Origin of the sequence: Massilia sp. Mn16-1_5, from assembly GCF_004798585.1 — a bacterium.
Classification (GTDB): domain Bacteria; phylum Pseudomonadota; class Gammaproteobacteria; order Burkholderiales; family Burkholderiaceae_D; genus Telluria.
On sequence record NZ_PPXQ01000008.1, the window covers coordinates 23,480 to 38,849 of the forward strand.

Sequence of the window (15,370 nt, forward strand, 5' to 3'; positions counted from 1 at the left end):
TCCGCTCCCTCAAAAGCCCAGCAACAGCCGGAAGGCGTCGCGGTAGATGGTCGGGATGCCGTAGTCGACATACAGCTGGTTGCAGTACAGCTGGAACATGTCGCTGCGATAGGCGATCGCGGTGCGGCCATCGTTGAAGGAGACGTACTCGCGTTTCAGCATGTCGTCCAGGATGGCGATCTCGTGCGGCGCCAGCACGTCCAGCGGGTAGCGCAGGATGAAGGGACGGATGCCGTGGGCCAGCATCTGCACCATGAAGTGGAACTCGCCGCCGTTCATGTCGGCCACCACGATGCCGGGATGGGTATCGTTGTTCAGGGCCAGCAGGCCGGCGATGTCGAGCGCATCGACGCGGTAGCCCGTCATCGCGGCCTCCACGGCGAGCCGGGTCGCGCTGTCGAAACGGGCCAGGCGCGGATGCACGCGTTCCGGCATGGTGCTGGCCAGGCTGGCCTTGGCCGCCTGCGCGCCGGCCGGCCCCAGCTTCTGCAGCTCGGGCAGGTAGAGGTGGGTGTGACCAGGATCGAGCGCGAAGGCGCAGTGGTACAGGCCGGCGCGCGCGTTGTTGCGGTAGTTCTGCTGCAGGGCGGTGAAGCGCTGCGGATCGGGTTCGATCAGCACCGCGTGCGGATCGAAGTTGACCAACAGCGCGCGCAGCGGGTCCTCGGTGACGCCGTCGCCCGCACCGAGCTGCCAGACCAGCAGGTCGGGCACTTCGGTGAGCACGAAAAATGCGACTTTCAGCAGCGCCAGCGGAACCACGTCGTCAATGCGCACGCGGCTGGCCGCGACCTTGTCCTGGGCCGCTTCCAGCAGCGCGCTGCGCTGGGCGCGCGCCGTCTCGGCCAGCGTGCGCAGCGGGCGGGTCAGGTAGCTGTCGCGTTCACCGAGGGCGTCGACGGTGGCGCGCAGGTCGCCGCGTTCGGCCAGCAGCAGCGCGCGCCGCAATTGCGCCTGTCCCGGCAGCGGCGGATTGGCCCAGGCGCGGATGCCACGCGTGTTCGAGAGGTCGCGCGTGTACAGGCTCGATACCGGTTCGTCCTGCTGGTAAGGGTAGAACGTCTGCGGCGGCAGCATGCGGTGCGGACCGTGCGCCAGCGCGCGTCCCAGCAGCCAGGGGCCGGTTTCGAGATTGGCCGGCTTGCGCTTCAGTTCCATGCCGGCCAGGGTCTCGAGCGCCCAGCCGAGCGCGGTGGCGCCCGGCGCGGCGGCGATGAAGCCCATGGAGCAGAAGTCCTGCGCCTCGACCTCGTTGCAGACCACAAGTTCTTCGTCTTCCCAGCCGGGATCGAAGGCGTGATAGGGAATGATCTCGGGATCGAGCCAGAGGCCGCCGTGCGCGTGCAGGATGGCGTAGCAGGCGATGTGGGCGCGGCGCTGCGGGTCCTCGGCGCGTTCGAGCAGCGCCGCGGCGGGCAGCGAGGCCAGGTCGGAGGCATTCCAGGTGATGAACGCCCAGTCCGGCAACTGGCGCTGCCAGGCCTGCCAGTGGCCCTCGTGCGCCGGGTTGGGCGCGGCATCGGCAAGCTGGAGGCGGTGCACGATGCGGGTGATGCGTGCTCGGTCTCGGGTATCGTTACTGGCCATGCGTCTCCTTGCGGCGGAGTGGATTCGGGCCGCGCCGGCCATGCACCCGGCCCTGTTGTTGAGCTTACTTTTCAGTGTAGGTCTTCGTCATCATCCCTGCGAACAGGACGCCCAGCAGGCGCGACTCGTCGTCGCACAGCTCGCGGTCGATCTGTTCGATCGAAGGCCAGACCTTCTTCAGGTCGCGGTCCACCCACATCAGCCTGCGGAACCCGTTCCAGATGACGTCGGCCGACACGCTCTGCTGGATCTGGGAGACGTTGGACTCGTCGCTCAGCGAGGTCACGAAGGGGAAGAACACGAGGCCCTTCAGCTTGCGCTCGTAGATCAGCCGGCGCAGCACCAGGTCGTAGGGATAATTCAGCTCTTCCTCCTGCGCCAGCAGGCCGGCCAGCTTGTCGAGCGAGCGGTGGTTGACGAGATAGGCGGTGGAGCCGGCGAACGGAAAGTCCTTGACGTCGAGCAGGCGCACCTCGCCCGAGTCGGTCAGCTCGTGCCGCAGCTTCACCAGGTCGAGCATCGTTTGCGGCAGCGGAATGCAGACGTCGGTATAGGCGATGTCCCAGTCGTAGCTGTCGCAGACGCCGAGGAAGTTGTTAATCGTGGCAGCGGTGCTTTGACCGAGCACCATGTCGTCTTCGACGATGAAGATCGGCGCGGTCGCGCCGCGGTTCATTTCGATGACGGCGCTGTGGCTGAAGAAGCAGCCCTTTTCGCCCGGCTTCAGGCTGCCGGGCACATTGGTTTCCTCGATGTAGCGCGCATCCACCGCGGGGAAGCGTTCCAGCTGCCAGTCGCTGCCGCCGTACTCCGCCCAGTTCGCTTCGAGCTGGGCGCGCCGGCCGGTGGCACGCTCCAGGTTAATGTATATGCACTTCATCGGTTTCCATGGGACTGATCATCGACACTTCCCGGCGGCGGGAAGACCAGGCAAGCCAGCTGCGGCGGCGGCCCGGCCCATTATAGGTGGCACCTTCTTCTTTAACAAGAATCGTGCCCTCCCCCTTCCGGCCCGCGTTTCAGGCCTGCGTGGCCAGCGCGCCCTCGAGCTCGGCGCGCACGCGCTCCAGCACCGGGCCCCATTCGCCCAGGCGTTCCTGGCGCACCAGGCGCGCGCTGGCATACCAGGGGCTGTCGCTGCGTTCCAGCTGCCAGCGCCAGTCGGGCAAGGCGCCGCCCGGCAGCAGGATCCAGACCGGCTTGCCCAGGGCGCCGGCCAGGTGGGCGACGCTGGTGTCGACGGTGACGACCAGGTCGACCTGGGCGATCAGGGCCGCCGTTTCTTCGAAATCGGTCAGGCGTTCGCCGGCGTGGCGCACGTTCTTGTTCATTTGCAGCAGCACGCGGTCGATCGGACGCACATCCTTTTGCAGCGAGACCAGCTCGATCCGCTCCGAGGCCAGGCCGGCGATCGCCGAGAACGGCAGGCTGCGGAAGCGGTCGAGGCGGTGGTGCGGGTTGCCGCTCCAGACCACGCCGACACGCGCACGCGTCCTCTGTCCGAGCAGCTCGCCCCAGGCCGCCACGCGCTGCGGGTCGGCCGCCAGGTAGGCGCCGGGGGTCGGGATGCTGTCGTTGCGGGTGCCGAAGGCAAGCGGAAGGCTCATCAGCGGGCAATGCAGGTCGAACGGCGGCAAGTCCGCGCCCTTCGCCAGCACCTGGTCGACGCCCGGCAGGCGTCCCAGCAGGCCGGCCAGCGCCGGCTGCACTTCCAGGATCACGCGGGCGCCGCGCGCGGCCAGCAGCGGCGCGTAGCGGCAGAACTGCAGGGTATCGCCCAGGCCCTGCTCGGCGTGCAGCAGGATGGTCTTGCCTTCGACCGGCTCTTGTCCCAGCCACAGCGGCGCGGCGAAGTCACGCTTCTCGTGGAAGACGCCGAGCTCCTCGACGCTCCAGCGCGCCTCGTAATCCGGCAGGCCGCGTTCGAAGTCGCCCAGCAGCAGGTTCAGCAGCGCGCGGTTCCAGCGCGCCGGCGCGAGCTCGGGCATCAGCTCCAGGGAATGATCGAGGCTGGCACGGGCTTCGTCGAAGCGGCCGAGGTCGCTCAGCACCATGCCGCGGTTGGCGTGCGCCGCCGGCCCTTGCGGGCGCTGCGCGAGCGCCAGCTCGAAACTGGCCAGCGCCTCGTCGTAGCGCAGCAGCGCGCGCAGCAAGGCGCCGCGCAGCAGCAGGTAATCGTAGTTGTCCGGCGCCAGCGCCAGGGCGCGCTCGATGCTGGCCAGGGCGGCGTCGATCTGGCCCAGCTCGCGCAGGGTCTGGGCGCGCAGGTGCAGGGTCTTCGGATCGTCGGCCTGCTGGGCGCCGAGCTGGTCGAGGCTGCCGAGGGCGGCGTCGTGCATGTTCAGCTGGGCCAGCAGGCGGCCGCGATGGCGCAGGATTTCCGGGTTCTCGGGCTGCAGCGCCAGCGCGCGCTCGCAGCTGGCCAGCGCTTCGCGGTAGCGCCGCAGCAGTTGCAGCGCCAAGGCGCGGTTATGCCAGGCCGCGGCCGATTCGGAGTTCAGCTGCAGCGTATTCTCGTAGCTGGACAGCGCATCTTCAGGACGGCCCAGCACGTGCAGGACGATGCCGCGGTTGTACCAGGCGTCGCCGAACTGCGGGAACAGGCTCAGGGCGGCTTCGTAGCTCGCCAAGGCTTCCTCGGCGCGGCCCAGGTCCTTCAAGACGTTGCCGCGATTGTTATGGGCGTGCGCGAACTGCGGATGCAGGGCCAGCGCACGGTCGAGGCTGGCAAGCGCCTCTTCGTTGCGGCGCAGCTCGTGCAGGACCACGGCCTGGTTGTTCAGGGCATCGACGTCGTTCGGATTGAGCGCCAGCGCGCGCCCGAAGCCGGCCAGGGCCTCATCAAAGCGGCCCAGGGCCTGCAGCGCGGTACCGCGGTTGTAATGGGTGTCGGCGTCGTCGCCCGCCAGGGCCAGCGCGCGGTCGTAGCTCGCGAGCGCTTCCTCGAAGCGGCCCAGCTCCTTCAAGGCATTGCCGAGATTGCCATGCGCCGCCCCGACGTTCGGGCTGATCGCCAGCGCCGAGCGGATGAAGGTGGCCGCAATCTGGTACTTACCGCCCTGGAAGGCGGCGATACCGGTGTGGTGCAGCGCCTCGAAGTGTTTCGGCATCAGGCGCAGCACCTGCTCGTACGCAGCCAGTGCGCGGTCGAGCTGGCCGTTCTGGTGGAAGCCCACGCCTTCAGCAAACAATGTCGCCACTTTCGCCGCGGTCGGATTGGCGGGCGTGAAGGCCGGTGCGCCTTTGCTGTGTTTTCGCATGCTGGGAAGCCTTTGGTGATGGAAGGAAGCGGGACTGCGAAAGACACACTATAGAGAGAGAGGCGCAGGCCGTGCCTCATTATAGGTGGAGGTGTTTACGTACAGCAAGAAACGCGGCAGCGGATGTCACAATCGTCGGGATTCGCGCCACACTTGGGGCCACATCCGGGGTCGAAAGAATATTTAAAAAAATTTCCGTACGGCACTTAATGGATCTACGGAAACTGTCGCCTTGTACTTGTGAGAGCAGATGAGCTGCTCCTTGAACCCCTAGATAACTGGAGCCCAACATGCTGAGCCTTCACACCAACGCCGCCTCGCTGTCGGCACAAAATTCCGTCTCGTCGACCCAGAACAAACTGTCGACCTCGATGACCCGCCTGAGCACCGGCTTCCGCATCAACTCGGCAATGGACGACGCAGCCGGCCTGCAGATCGCCACCCGCCTGAAAGCACAGACCAGCGGTATGTCGGTCGCCATGCGCAACACCCAGAATTCGATCTCGATGCTCCAGACCGCCGAAGGCGCCCTGGACGAAACCGGCAACATCCTGCTGCGCATGAAGGACCTGGCAACTCAGGCCGCCGACGGTTCGTCGTCGAAGGATGACCAGACCGCGATGCAGGCCGAGTACGACTCGCTGGCGGACGAACTGACCAACATCATGAAGAACACCAAGTTCGGCGGCACCTCGCTGCTGAACCAGAACACCGGCAAGCTGTCGACCTCGATCACCTTCCAGATCGGTGCCGACAAGGCCGAGACCATGGCTGGTAACTTCACGACCGAACTGGGCGACGTGCACACCAAGCTGGCCGCCACCAGCACCCGCTACGCCGGCGGCACCGCAGCAGCTGCAACCGCTGCCGGTACCGACGTCAGCGGCACGACCGAAGCGATCGGCGCAACCAACGCCAACACCACCATCGACGACCTGTCGCAGGCCATCAACTCGGTCAGCGCCCTGCGTTCGAAGATCGGTGCCGTGTCGAACCGTCTGGACCACGTGTACAACAACCTGTCGAACATCAGCACCAACACCCAGAACGCGACCGGCCGTATCATGGACGTCGACTTCGCGACCGAAAGCGCGAAGATGACTTCGAGCCAGATGCTGATGCAAGCGGGTACCGCGATGCTGAAGCAAACGAACCAGATGTCGTCGATGGTCATGTCGCTCCTGCAGTAATCATGATTTTCTCCGGCTGAACAGCGCCGGATTCCGAAAGGCCAGCCGCATTCCGGCTGGCCTTTTTTGTTTCGGATGCATTGTGTAAAAGACAAGAAAAAAATAATTCAAAAAATTTCCATGCGGCACTTAATGGATCTACGGAAACTGTCGCCTTGTACTTGTGAGAGCAGATGAGCTGCTCCATCAACCCACCAACTGGAGCCCAACATGCTGAGCCTTCACACCAACGCCGCCTCGCTGTCGGCACAAAATTCCGTCTCGTCGACCCAGAACAAGCTGTCGACCTCGATGACCCGCCTGAGCACCGGCTTCCGCATCAACTCGGCAATGGACGACGCAGCCGGCCTGCAGATCGCCACCCGCCTGAAAGCACAGACCAGCGGTATGTCGGTTGCCATGCGCAACACCCAGAATTCGATCTCGATGCTCCAGACCGCCGAAGGCGCCCTGGACGAAACCGGCAACATCCTGCTGCGCATGAAAGACCTGGCAACTCAGGCCGCCGACGGTTCGTCGTCGAAGGATGACCAGACCGCGATGCAGGCCGAGTACGACTCGCTGGCGGACGAACTGACCAACATCATGAAGAACACCAAGTTCGGCGGCACCTCGCTGCTGAACCAGAACACCGGCAAGCTGTCCTCGTCGATCACCTTCCAGATCGGTGCCGACAAGGCCGAGACCATGGCTGGTAACTTCACGACCGAACTGACCAGCGTGCACACCAAGCTGACCGCCACCAGCGCCCGTTACCAGGGTGGCACGGCTGCTGCCGGTACCGCAGTCGGCACCGACATCAGCGGCGCGACCGAAGCTGCCGGCGCCACCAACGCCAACACCACCATCGACGACCTGTCGCAGGCGATCGACTCGGTCAGCGCCCTGCGTTCGAAGATCGGTGCCGTGTCGAACCGTCTGGACCACGTCTACAACAACCTGTCGAACATCAGCACCAACACCCAGAACGCCACCGGCCGTATCATGGACGTCGACTTCGCGACCGAAAGCGCGAAGATGACTTCGAGCCAGATGCTGATGCAAGCGGGTACCGCGATGCTGAAGCAAACGAACCAGATGTCGTCGATGGTCATGTCGCTCCTGCAGTAATCACGGCGACCTCCGGCTGATCCCAGCCGGACGATTCATCAAGGCCAGCCGACTTCCGGCTGGCCTTTTTTATTAGGACCGCGCCATGAATCCTCTCTCGCTCTCCGCACCCCTGGTGCCCCCGACGACGCCCCCGCTGCAGGTCGGCGCCGTGCTGCCGGTCGGGTCGGTGGCCGCCGTTGCCTATGCTGTCGCCGAAGCCGAACTGCCCTTGCCGGCATCGCAGCCCCTCCCCGCCTCCCAGACCGCCCCCGGCGCCGCCGAGCATGCCGACGGCGCGGCGATGCGTCCGGACCAGGTATTCATGTCGCGCCAGATGGTGTTCGGACCGCTCGACGCCCGTACCCTGGCCGGCAACTGGCGCGCCATGGTCGGCAACTATGGCGCCAGCCTGCTCGAGCGCGCGCTGCGCGAGCGTACTGGCGCGCTGGCGCCGGCCCTGCTCCTGGCCGGCCAGGAAAGCCGGGCGCAGAACCGCGGGCCGGAGGGCCAGTTGCCGCTCGACGCCTGGCGTTTCACCGTCCACGCCGGCAGCGCCCAGGCCCAGCACCTGCAGGTGCTGCGCAAGGGTCCCGATGGCGGCAACGGCCGCCGGCGCCAGCCGCGCGCGGCCCTGCGCCTCGAACTCGAACTGCTGGACGGCACCCACGTCGTGGTGCAAGTCGAGCCGGTGCCGGGCGGCGTCGCGATCGAACTGGCGGCACCAAGCGCCGCGGCACTGGCGCGGCTGCGCGCGCTGCAGCCGCAGCTCGATGCGGCGGTGGAGCGCGCGGGGCTGGTGGTGGTGCGCTGGAGTTTCAGGACGGGTATCGTCGCGGCCGGGTCGGCGCATGCGCTGCTGGCGGCGGAGGATGTGGGGGATGTGCTGACGCTGCCGGTGTTCCGGGCGGTGGCGGAGCTGGCCTTGATGTTGCCGGCGCAGGGGTGAAATATTATTTCAGCATGACGTCTGCGCTGAAAGGATATTTCATTTTTTTTCGCTACGTTTGATGGTGATGGTATGACGCCGTAACGCGTGGAGTCGGGACTCCACCCTACGAATAGCAACGAATTGTAGGGTGGAGTCCTGACTCCACGCGTTTACACGGCATGCACCGCCGCGAAATTATCCCACCGTCCCGACGATCGACACTTCCCGGTTCTCGGGAATCTCGTTATACGACAGCACATTCAGCCCCGGCGCAAACAGCTTGGCATAACGCGCCAGCAGCGGCCGCACCTGCGGCAGCACCAGCAGCAGCGGCGGCGTGTGCTGGCCCTTCATCTGCTCGCGCGCGACCGGCATGTTGATCTGCAGTTGCGACAGCAGCTGCGGGTCGATCGGATAGTTGTCCAGCGCGACCTTGCCGCCGCCGCTCTGGCGCGCCTGGTTCAGGGAACCGAGCAGCATGTTCTCCAGTTCCGCGGACAGGTTAAAGGCCGGCATGTCCTTCTTCTTCCCGAACAGGTTCGAGACGATCTGGCGCCGCAGCGCGCAGCGAACTTCGGCTGCCAGCAGGATCGGATCCTTGGTCGTCTCCGACGCATCCAGCAGGGTCGTGCCGATGACGACGATGTCCTTCAGCGACACGCCTTCGGCCAGCAGCACCCGGAACACGCGCAGCAGCTGGGTGTGATTCAGGGCCTTGCCCAGCGCGTCGGCCAGCTTCGGCGACAGGGCCATCAGGCGTTCCATCAGCGCCGGCACGTCTTCGTGGCGGAACAGTTCGTGCAGGTGGTCGCGCACCACCTTCGAGCAGTGGGTCGCGATCACGCTGGGCACCTCGACCACCTGGTAGCCCAGGCCCAGCGCGTGGCCCTTCTGGTCCGGCGTGATCCAGGTCACGGCCATGCCGAAGGCCGGTTCCAGCCCCGGGATGCCATCGAGTTCGCCGTACACGTTGGGCGACGGGATCGCCATCAGGTGCTCGGGGTGGACCTCGCCCTCGGCCACGACCACGCCCGACAGGCTGACCGAATACTGCGCCGGGCGCAGGGCCAGGTCGTCGCGCACGCCGATCGCGGGCAGCACCACGCCCATCGATTCGGACAGGCTCTGGCGAATGCCCTTGATGCGCTTGGTGAGCTGCTCGCCCTGCGCCTTGTCGACCATGTTCACCAGCTTATAGCCGACCGCCACCGAGATCGGCTGCACCACCGGCAGCTGTTCCCAGTCGAGGTCCGGTGCGCGGTCGTCGCGCAGGGCCGCTTCGATCGCGGCCACGCCGGCATTGTCGGCCGGCTGCACGCGATTCGCCAGGCGCCAGCCGGCATAGCCGAGCGCCGCTGCGAAGATGAAGAAGACCAGTTTCGGCATGCCCGGCACCAGGGCCAGGATCACCATCACGCCGGCGGCGGCGAACAGGGTGGTCGGCTGGGCCAGCAGCTGGTTGCCGACCTGTTTATCGAGGTCCCCTGCTTCGCCGATGCGGGTCACCAGGATGGCGGCGGCGGCCGACAGCAGCAGCGCCGGGATCTGCGCGACCAGGCCGTCGCCGATGGTCAGCAGCGCGTAGACGCGGAAAGCTTCGGCCAGCGGCAGGTCGTACATCAAGGCGCCGATCGCGATACCGCCGATCAGGTTGATGATCAGGATCAGGATCGAGGCGATCGCGTCGCCGCGCACGAATTTCGAGGCGCCGTCCATCGCGCCATAGAAGTCCGCTTCGGCAGCGACGTCCTTGCGGCGCTGGGTCGCCTTTTCCTGGTTGATCAGGCCCGCGTTCAGGTCGGCGTCGATCGCCATCTGCTTGCCCGGCAGCGCGTCCAGGGTAAAGCGCGCCGACACTTCCGAGATACGTTCCGAACCCTTCGTCACGACCACGAAGTTGATGATCATCAGGATGATGAACACCACCAGGCCGACCACGAAATTCCCGCCGATGACGACGTTACCGAAACTCTCGATGACGTTACCGGCGGCGTGCGTGCCCTCGTGGCCATGCAGCAGGACCACGCGGGTCGAGGCCACGTTCAGGGCCAGCCGCATCAGCGTGGTACCGAGGATCACGGTCGGGAAGACCGAGAAGTCCAGCGGCCGCTTGGCACTGACCGCGACCAGGATCACGATCAGCGCCAGCACGATGTTGAAGGTGAACAGGACGTCGAGCAGCACCGGCGGCAGCGGCAGCATGATCATCCCCAGCAGCATCAGGAGGAAGACCGGGGCGGCGTACTTCTGGCGCCGCAGCTCGGCGACAAAGGCGTTCATCGAATTCATGAAGGTGTTACCTCGCTCAAATGGTGTGGCACGGCCACGTCATTAGGGAACCGCGGGGGCGCCTGGCGCCGGCCGTCACGGAAAGCATTCAATTGCAGCACATAGTTCAGCACCTGCGACACGGCCTGGTAAAGCTGGGCCGGGATCTGCTGCTGCACCTGGCTGGTGTTGTAGATCGCGCGCGCCAGCGGCGGCAGCGTCACGGTCTCGATCTTGTGTTTCGCGGCGACGCTCTTGATGTAGAGCGCCATCTCGTCCACGCCCTTGGCCACCACGAAGGGGGCTTCGGCGCGGTTGGTATCGTACTTCAGGGCCACCGCGTAGTGCTCGGGGTTGACGATCACCACGTCGGCGGTCGGCACCGTCTTGTTGACGTTGCGCTGGGCCAGCTGGCGTTGCAGCTGGCGGATGCGGCCCTTCACTTCCGGGCTGCCCTCGCTGGTCTTGTGCTCTTCCTTCTGGTCCTGCTTGCTCATGCGCTGGTTCTTCGCGAACTGGAAGGCCTGGATCGGCACGTCGAGCACGGCGAAGATCACGAACACCGCCACCAGCGCGAACAGCGCGTCGAACATCATCGAGCCGCCGTGCACGATGGCGTCGCCCAGCGGCAGGCGCTGCAGGTCGACGTAGCCGGAGATGCCGGAGCGGGTCACGTGCACCAGCACGAAGCCCAGCACCACGGCCTTGGCCACCGACGTCGCAAAGCCGATCAAATGCTTCTGGCTGACCAGGTTGCCCAGGTTTTTCATGGGGCTGAGGCGGTCGAACTTCGGCGCCAGGTTTTTACCGGACATGATCCAGCCGCCCGGCACCAGGCCGCCGATCACGATCGCGGCCGGCACCACCGCCAGCGGCAGCACCATCTTCACGAACAGCATGGCGGCGGCCATGAAGACCACCGACATCGCATTTTCCATCGCGCCCGTCTCGCCCAAAGGCACGAACACCAGCCGAAAAATGGCTCTGAACGACTCAAGGTAGGTCGGCAGCAGCAGCGCGAACATCTTGAGGCTGGCCAGGATGCCGATCGCGGTCGCCAGGTCGCGCGAGCGGACGACTTGCCCTTCCTCGCGCGCCTTTTTCAGCTTCTGGGCTGAGGCCTTTTCGGTTTTATCGCCGTTGTCAGCCATGGGCCGCCCTCATCTGCTGTTGCAGCATCTCGAGTACCGCGTTCGTGATCTGGATGTAGTGTTCCGGGATGAAGCGCACGAGCTGCACCAGCATCAGCAGGCCGAACACCGTCACCAGCGAAAAGCCCAGCGAGAACAGGTTCAGCGAGGGCGCCACGCGGTTCAGGAAGCCGAAACCGATCTGCACCACCATGGTCGAAAACACGATCGGGATCGCCAGCAGCATCGCCGCGGCGAACACCCAGCCCACGTTCAGGGCCACCGTCTGCAGCACGATCGATCCGAGCCCCTCCCCCACCGGCCAGGCGCGGAAGCTCTGGCCCAGGATGGTGGTCAGCACCAGGTGGCCGTCGATCGCGAAGAAGACGAAGATCGCCACCAGCGCCAGCAGGCTCGAGATCACGTCGGACTGCTGGCCGTTCACCGGGTCGTTCATCTGCGCCATCGAGAAGCCGATCTGGCTCGAGGCCAGGAAGCCGAGCATCGAGATGGCCGAGGTGGCGAACTGCAGCGCGAAGCCCATCACGCCGCCAATCACGGCCTGCTCGAACATGGCGACCACGCCGGCGAGCGAGAACGGATCGGGCATTGGCATCCCTTTGGTCATCGGCAGCATCAGGAAGGCGATCACCAGCGACAGCAGCGCGCGCACGGGAATCGGCACCATGCCGTCGCCGATCGCCGGAGCGCTCGACAGCATCGCCATGATGCGGCAGAAAGGCCACCACAGCGCGCCGATCAGCGGCAGCAGATAGCTGACGAAATCCATCGGCTAGCGTCCCGAATTGCTGGTTCGTTGAGTCATCAATATGACGAAATCGGCATGAGACAAGGAGCAAAGCGCAGCAAGGCTGGAGCCTTGCGAGCATTTGAGACGCGGTATCAGGTCGATTCTCGTCATATTGATTCAATGAACCAGCTGTTCGGGGCGCTTAACTGGCGATGGTCGCCGCGCGCTGGAACACCGACACGCAGTAATCCATCAGGTAGCCGGTCATCCAGTGGCCGGCCAGGATCAGCGCCACCAGCGTCACCAGGAGGCGCGGCAGGAAGCTCAGGGTTTGTTCGTTGATCTGGGTAGCTGCCTGCACCAGCGCCACCACCAGGCCCATGATCAGGCCCGGCACCACCAGCACCAGCACCAGCAGCATCACCACGCGCAGCGCTTCGGCGACCAGGTCGACCGCGATGTCAGGACTCATAAGCGGGACTCATTCGAGAATTCGGGGTTTAGTAACCGTGGATACTGCCCACGAGCGTGTTGACGGTCAGCGTCCAGCCGTCGACCAGCACGAACAGCAGCAGCTTGAACGGCAGCGAGATGACCAGCGGCGACAGCATCATCATGCCCATCGCCATCAGCACCGACGAGACGACCAGGTCGATAATCAGGAAGGGAATGAAGAGCATGGCGCCGATCTGGAAGGCGGTCTTCAGCTCGGACAGGACAAAGGCGGCCAGTTTCACCGTGAAGGCGCGTTCCTCCGGCTTCATCGCGGCCGGTTCGCCGGCCAGGTGGGCCACTTGCGCCAGCGCGCTCTTGCTGGTCTGGGCCAGCATGAAGCGCGACAGCGGCACCTCGGCGGTTTTCAGGGCCTGCTCCAGGCCGATCTTGTTCTGGTCGTAGGGCAGGAAAGCCTCGTTCCAGACCTGGACGCCGATCGGGCGCATCACCAACAGGGTCAGGATCAGCGCGATGCCGGTGACGACACGGCTCGGCAGGCCCTGCTGCAGGCCGAGGGCCTGGCGCAGCAGCGACAGCACGATCACGAAGCGCGTGAAGCTGGTCGTCATCATGACGAACACGGGCAGCAGCCCGAGCAGGGTCATGAGGACCAGGATCTGCGACTTGACGCTCATGCCGGTCTTGGCGCCGGGGATCACGCCGGCCATCAGGTCCTGGGCGCTTGCAGGTGCGGTAAACAATAGGAGAGCGGCGCCCGCCAGCATCAACGCTGGGGCACCGCGGCGCAGGGCTGCGCCGCTCTTGAAGAACGTCATGCCTTGATCAGGTCCAGGTTCAGGCCGTCGAGATCGATCACCTTCAGGCCGTACTGCTCGCCCGCCACCACGACTTCGGCGCGGCCGATCGGGGCGCCGTTGACCTTGATGACCAGCGGCTCGCCGGCCACCGCGTCCAGCGGCAGCACGCTGGCGGGACCGAGGTCCATCAGGTCCTGCAGCGAGATACGGGCCGAGCCGACTTCCAGCGTCAGCGTGACCGGGATGCGGCGCATCATTTGCGGCAGGCGCGGATTGCGTGCCGGCGCGCCGACTTCCACGTTCTCATCCAGGAGGACGTCGACAGACAGTTCATCGTTGAGGTTCATATCCATTTATTCAGCGTCTTCAAAAGAGGTTAAACACAGCTTGCCTTTGTGCTCGGCCACGGCCGCCGTGAACAGGCGCGCTTCGTCGAGCAGGACGTCGGCGCGGCCGACGGATACCGGAATCACATCGCCCACCTTCAGTCCGAACAGGGCTTCCAGGGTGATTTCGTGGCTGACCAGGCGTCCTTCCAGCTTGACCTTCAGGCCGGTGCCGATCGATTCGGCGTTGCGGGCCGCACGTTGCGGACGCTCGGGCTGCAGCGCCTGCAGAATCAGACCCATCATGCGTGCGTCCGGCGCGATGAAGCAGCGCGCGGTACTGCCACCCTGCGGCTCGCGCAGCGTGACGGCGAGCACCCAGGCGTTCTTGCCGGGCACCGGCGCCGGCACCGGGGCGCTGGCGCCGGAGGCCGCGGCGCGGCGTTCGACTTCCACCCCGGCGGCGCTGGCGGCGACGCGCACGCGCATCGCCAGCACTTCGAACAACTGCTGCGTCAGCGTCAGCGCCAGGCGTTCTTCAGTAGCGGTCACGCGCTCGCCGGCGGGATCGCGCAGCGGCTTGGGGGCGCCCTTGCCACTGTAGCGGGCTTCCAGCAGGCCCACCAGCAGCGCACGCTCGAAGGCGACGGCGGCGACGCCATGCGGGCCGCTCATCGACAGCCAGCGCAGTGCGCCGCTTTCCGGTGCACGCTCGAACGCGACGTCGGCCAGTTCGAAGCTGCCCCAATAGCGGCGCCAGCCCGGCGCCGACAGCATTGCCGTCAGGTCTTCGGAAAAGGCGCCGGCAAAGGTCGGCAATAAATGCACAGGCCGGCCTAATAAGGTCGGGTCGAGTACCTGATGCGGACGCGCCTGAGCGGTTGAATTGTTAAACGGCATAAATGTCGTATTAGATATATTTGGAAGGAAGTGCTTTTATTTCATTCCCCTAGGCAACAATTATACCTGCTTCGATGTTTCGGATCACTTGATATTCCTCTTTGAATTCCGCATTGCCCTACGGTAAGATCGTATCTTGATTTGCAGCGCTCCCTAGGACAACAAGCCGTCTCACGAGGGAAAACGTCAAATTCACGGGGTTATGAATCACGTTTCCATGCAAGTCTTACATGCGCAAGATTTAACATTTGACGATACGAAGACCCCGCAACAATCGTTGAATGTCGCAAAAAAGCGACTCAGCCTGTCACTCATACGCCACAACGAACGCATAGGATTTAACAAATGGGAATTGAATTAGCCGGTCAAATCAAAGCTGACCTTGCCGCACTGACAAACGAAGCGCAGCGTCTTGCAATTGCTCCATCTGTCGAATTGGCAACGCCGAGCGGTCAAACCGACTTCTCTTTCGCCCAAACGATGAAGAATGCGATCCAGAGCGTCGACGCCCAGGACCAGGCCGCCAGCGCCAAGATGGCCGATGTCGACAGCGGCAAGAGCGACGACCTGGTCGGCGCCATGCTGGCTAGCCAGGAAGCCAGCCTCTCTTTCTCGATGCTGATGCAGGTACGTAACAAGGTCATGGGCGCGGTCGACGAACTGATCAAGCTGCCGGTTTGATGCC

General features: G+C 64.9%; 15 protein-coding genes. 4 read left to right on the plus strand and 11 right to left on the minus strand.

What is annotated here, in order from left to right; translation table 11 throughout:
• Positions 1 to 9: 9 nt before the first annotated feature.
• The 3 genes from C2862_RS11000 to C2862_RS11010 form a co-directional block, all read right to left on the minus strand.
• Positions 10 to 1,587, minus strand: a complete 1,578-nt coding sequence (locus tag C2862_RS11000) for a hypothetical protein (protein WP_136220167.1) — start codon at positions 1,585 to 1,587, stop codon at positions 10 to 12.
• 64 nt (positions 1,588 to 1,651) lie between these two features.
• The gene (locus tag C2862_RS11005) at positions 1,652 to 2,467 is read right to left on the minus strand and encodes a glycosyltransferase family 25 protein (protein ID WP_136220168.1); all 816 of its coding nucleotides are present in this window, start codon (positions 2,465 to 2,467) and stop codon (positions 1,652 to 1,654) included.
• A 139-nt stretch (positions 2,468 to 2,606) separates the two neighbouring features.
• On the minus strand, positions 2,607 to 4,847 hold the full coding sequence (locus C2862_RS11010) for a tetratricopeptide repeat protein (RefSeq protein WP_136220169.1): 2,241 nt from the start codon (positions 4,845 to 4,847) through the stop codon (positions 2,607 to 2,609).
• A 290-nt stretch (positions 4,848 to 5,137) separates the two neighbouring features.
• On the opposite strand from C2862_RS11010, the gene C2862_RS11015 reads away from it, so the two are divergent.
• On the plus strand, positions 5,138 to 6,037 hold the full coding sequence (locus C2862_RS11015; protein WP_136220170.1) for a flagellin: 900 nt from the start codon (positions 5,138 to 5,140) through the stop codon (positions 6,035 to 6,037).
• Here the strand turns inward: C2862_RS11015 and C2862_RS11020 are convergent.
• Positions 6,018 to 6,224 carry a hypothetical protein gene (locus C2862_RS11020; RefSeq protein WP_136220171.1) on the minus strand — a complete coding sequence of 69 codons (207 nt, stop codon included), beginning with the start codon at positions 6,222 to 6,224 and terminating at the stop codon, positions 6,018 to 6,020. The two genes, C2862_RS11015 and C2862_RS11020, sit on opposite strands and share 20 nt — an antisense overlap.
• 23 nt (positions 6,225 to 6,247) lie before the next feature.
• On the opposite strand from C2862_RS11020, the gene C2862_RS11025 reads away from it, so the two are divergent.
• Together C2862_RS11025 and C2862_RS11030 are read left to right on the plus strand one after the other, a co-directional pair.
• Positions 6,248 to 7,147 carry a flagellin gene (locus tag C2862_RS11025; RefSeq protein WP_136220172.1) on the plus strand — a complete coding sequence of 300 codons (900 nt, stop codon included), beginning with the start codon at positions 6,248 to 6,250 and terminating at the stop codon, positions 7,145 to 7,147.
• 85 nt (positions 7,148 to 7,232) lie between these two features.
• Positions 7,233 to 8,075, plus strand: a complete 843-nt coding sequence (locus C2862_RS11030; protein WP_136220173.1) for a hypothetical protein — start codon at positions 7,233 to 7,235, stop codon at positions 8,073 to 8,075.
• Between the two features lie 177 nt (positions 8,076 to 8,252).
• On the opposite strand, the gene C2862_RS11035 is transcribed toward C2862_RS11030, so the two are convergent.
• From C2862_RS11035 to C2862_RS11065, 7 genes are all read right to left on the minus strand, one after another.
• Entirely contained in the window at positions 8,253 to 10,346 is a 2,094-nt protein-coding gene (locus tag C2862_RS11035) for a flagellar biosynthesis protein FlhA (protein WP_136220174.1), read from the minus strand.
• Positions 10,343 to 11,476: a flagellar type III secretion system protein FlhB gene (flhB, locus tag C2862_RS11040; RefSeq protein ID WP_136220175.1), complete on the minus strand. Its 1,134-nt coding sequence runs from the start codon at positions 11,474 to 11,476 to the stop codon at positions 10,343 to 10,345. The genes C2862_RS11035 and flhB overlap by 4 nt, the downstream gene beginning before the upstream one ends.
• Positions 11,469 to 12,245: a flagellar biosynthetic protein FliR gene (fliR, locus tag C2862_RS11045; RefSeq protein WP_136220176.1), complete on the minus strand. Its 777-nt coding sequence runs from the start codon at positions 12,243 to 12,245 to the stop codon at positions 11,469 to 11,471. Before fliR ends, flhB begins: the two co-directional genes overlap by 8 nt.
• 163 nt (positions 12,246 to 12,408) lie before the next feature.
• Complete coding sequence (gene fliQ, locus C2862_RS11050) at positions 12,409 to 12,678, minus strand: flagellar biosynthesis protein FliQ (RefSeq protein WP_136220177.1); 270 nt, start codon at positions 12,676 to 12,678, stop codon at positions 12,409 to 12,411.
• A 28-nt stretch (positions 12,679 to 12,706) separates the two neighbouring features.
• Complete coding sequence (fliP, locus tag C2862_RS11055; RefSeq protein ID WP_136220178.1) at positions 12,707 to 13,477, minus strand: flagellar type III secretion system pore protein FliP; 771 nt, start codon at positions 13,475 to 13,477, stop codon at positions 12,707 to 12,709.
• Positions 13,474 to 13,812 carry a FliM/FliN family flagellar motor switch protein gene (locus tag C2862_RS11060; RefSeq protein WP_210735959.1) on the minus strand — a complete coding sequence of 113 codons (339 nt, stop codon included), beginning with the start codon at positions 13,810 to 13,812 and terminating at the stop codon, positions 13,474 to 13,476. The genes fliP and C2862_RS11060 overlap by 4 nt, the downstream gene beginning before the upstream one ends.
• Positions 13,813 to 14,613, minus strand: a complete 801-nt coding sequence (locus tag C2862_RS11065; protein WP_229467384.1) for a FliM/FliN family flagellar motor switch protein — start codon at positions 14,611 to 14,613, stop codon at positions 13,813 to 13,815.
• A gap of 417 nt (positions 14,614 to 15,030) precedes the next feature.
• Here C2862_RS11065 and C2862_RS11070 point away from each other — a divergent pair, with 417 nt between their 5' ends.
• Positions 15,031 to 15,366: a flagellar hook-basal body complex protein FliE gene (locus C2862_RS11070; protein ID WP_136220181.1), complete on the plus strand. Its 336-nt coding sequence runs from the start codon at positions 15,031 to 15,033 to the stop codon at positions 15,364 to 15,366.
• Positions 15,367 to 15,370: the final 4 nt, after the last annotated feature.

Excerpts from the sequence above, each read along its gene's own strand:
- C2862_RS11000 (WP_136220167.1), bottom strand. The coding sequence starts at position 1,587 with ATGGCCAGTAACGATACCCGAGACCGAGCACGCATCACCCGCATCGTG.
- C2862_RS11005 (WP_136220168.1), bottom strand. The coding sequence starts at position 2,467 with ATGAAGTGCATATACATTAACCTGGAGCGTGCCACCGGCCGGCGCGCC.
- C2862_RS11010 (WP_136220169.1), bottom strand. The coding sequence starts at position 4,847 with ATGCGAAAACACAGCAAAGGCGCACCGGCCTTCACGCCCGCCAATCCG.
- C2862_RS11015 (WP_136220170.1), top strand. The coding sequence starts at position 5,138 with ATGCTGAGCCTTCACACCAACGCCGCCTCGCTGTCGGCACAAAATTCC.
- C2862_RS11020 (WP_136220171.1), bottom strand. The coding sequence starts at position 6,224 with ATGGAGCAGCTCATCTGCTCTCACAAGTACAAGGCGACAGTTTCCGTA.
- C2862_RS11025 (WP_136220172.1), top strand. The coding sequence starts at position 6,248 with ATGCTGAGCCTTCACACCAACGCCGCCTCGCTGTCGGCACAAAATTCC.
- C2862_RS11030 (WP_136220173.1), top strand. The coding sequence starts at position 7,233 with ATGAATCCTCTCTCGCTCTCCGCACCCCTGGTGCCCCCGACGACGCCC.
- C2862_RS11035 (WP_136220174.1), bottom strand. The coding sequence starts at position 10,346 with ATGAATTCGATGAACGCCTTTGTCGCCGAGCTGCGGCGCCAGAAGTAC.
- flhB (WP_136220175.1), bottom strand. The coding sequence starts at position 11,476 with ATGGCTGACAACGGCGATAAAACCGAAAAGGCCTCAGCCCAGAAGCTG.
- fliR (WP_136220176.1), bottom strand. The coding sequence starts at position 12,245 with ATGGATTTCGTCAGCTATCTGCTGCCGCTGATCGGCGCGCTGTGGTGG.
- fliQ (WP_136220177.1), bottom strand. The coding sequence starts at position 12,678 with ATGAGTCCTGACATCGCGGTCGACCTGGTCGCCGAAGCGCTGCGCGTG.
- fliP (WP_136220178.1), bottom strand. The coding sequence starts at position 13,477 with ATGACGTTCTTCAAGAGCGGCGCAGCCCTGCGCCGCGGTGCCCCAGCG.
- C2862_RS11060 (WP_210735959.1), bottom strand. The coding sequence starts at position 13,812 with ATGGATATGAACCTCAACGATGAACTGTCTGTCGACGTCCTCCTGGAT.
- C2862_RS11070 (WP_136220181.1), top strand. The coding sequence starts at position 15,031 with ATGGGAATTGAATTAGCCGGTCAAATCAAAGCTGACCTTGCCGCACTG.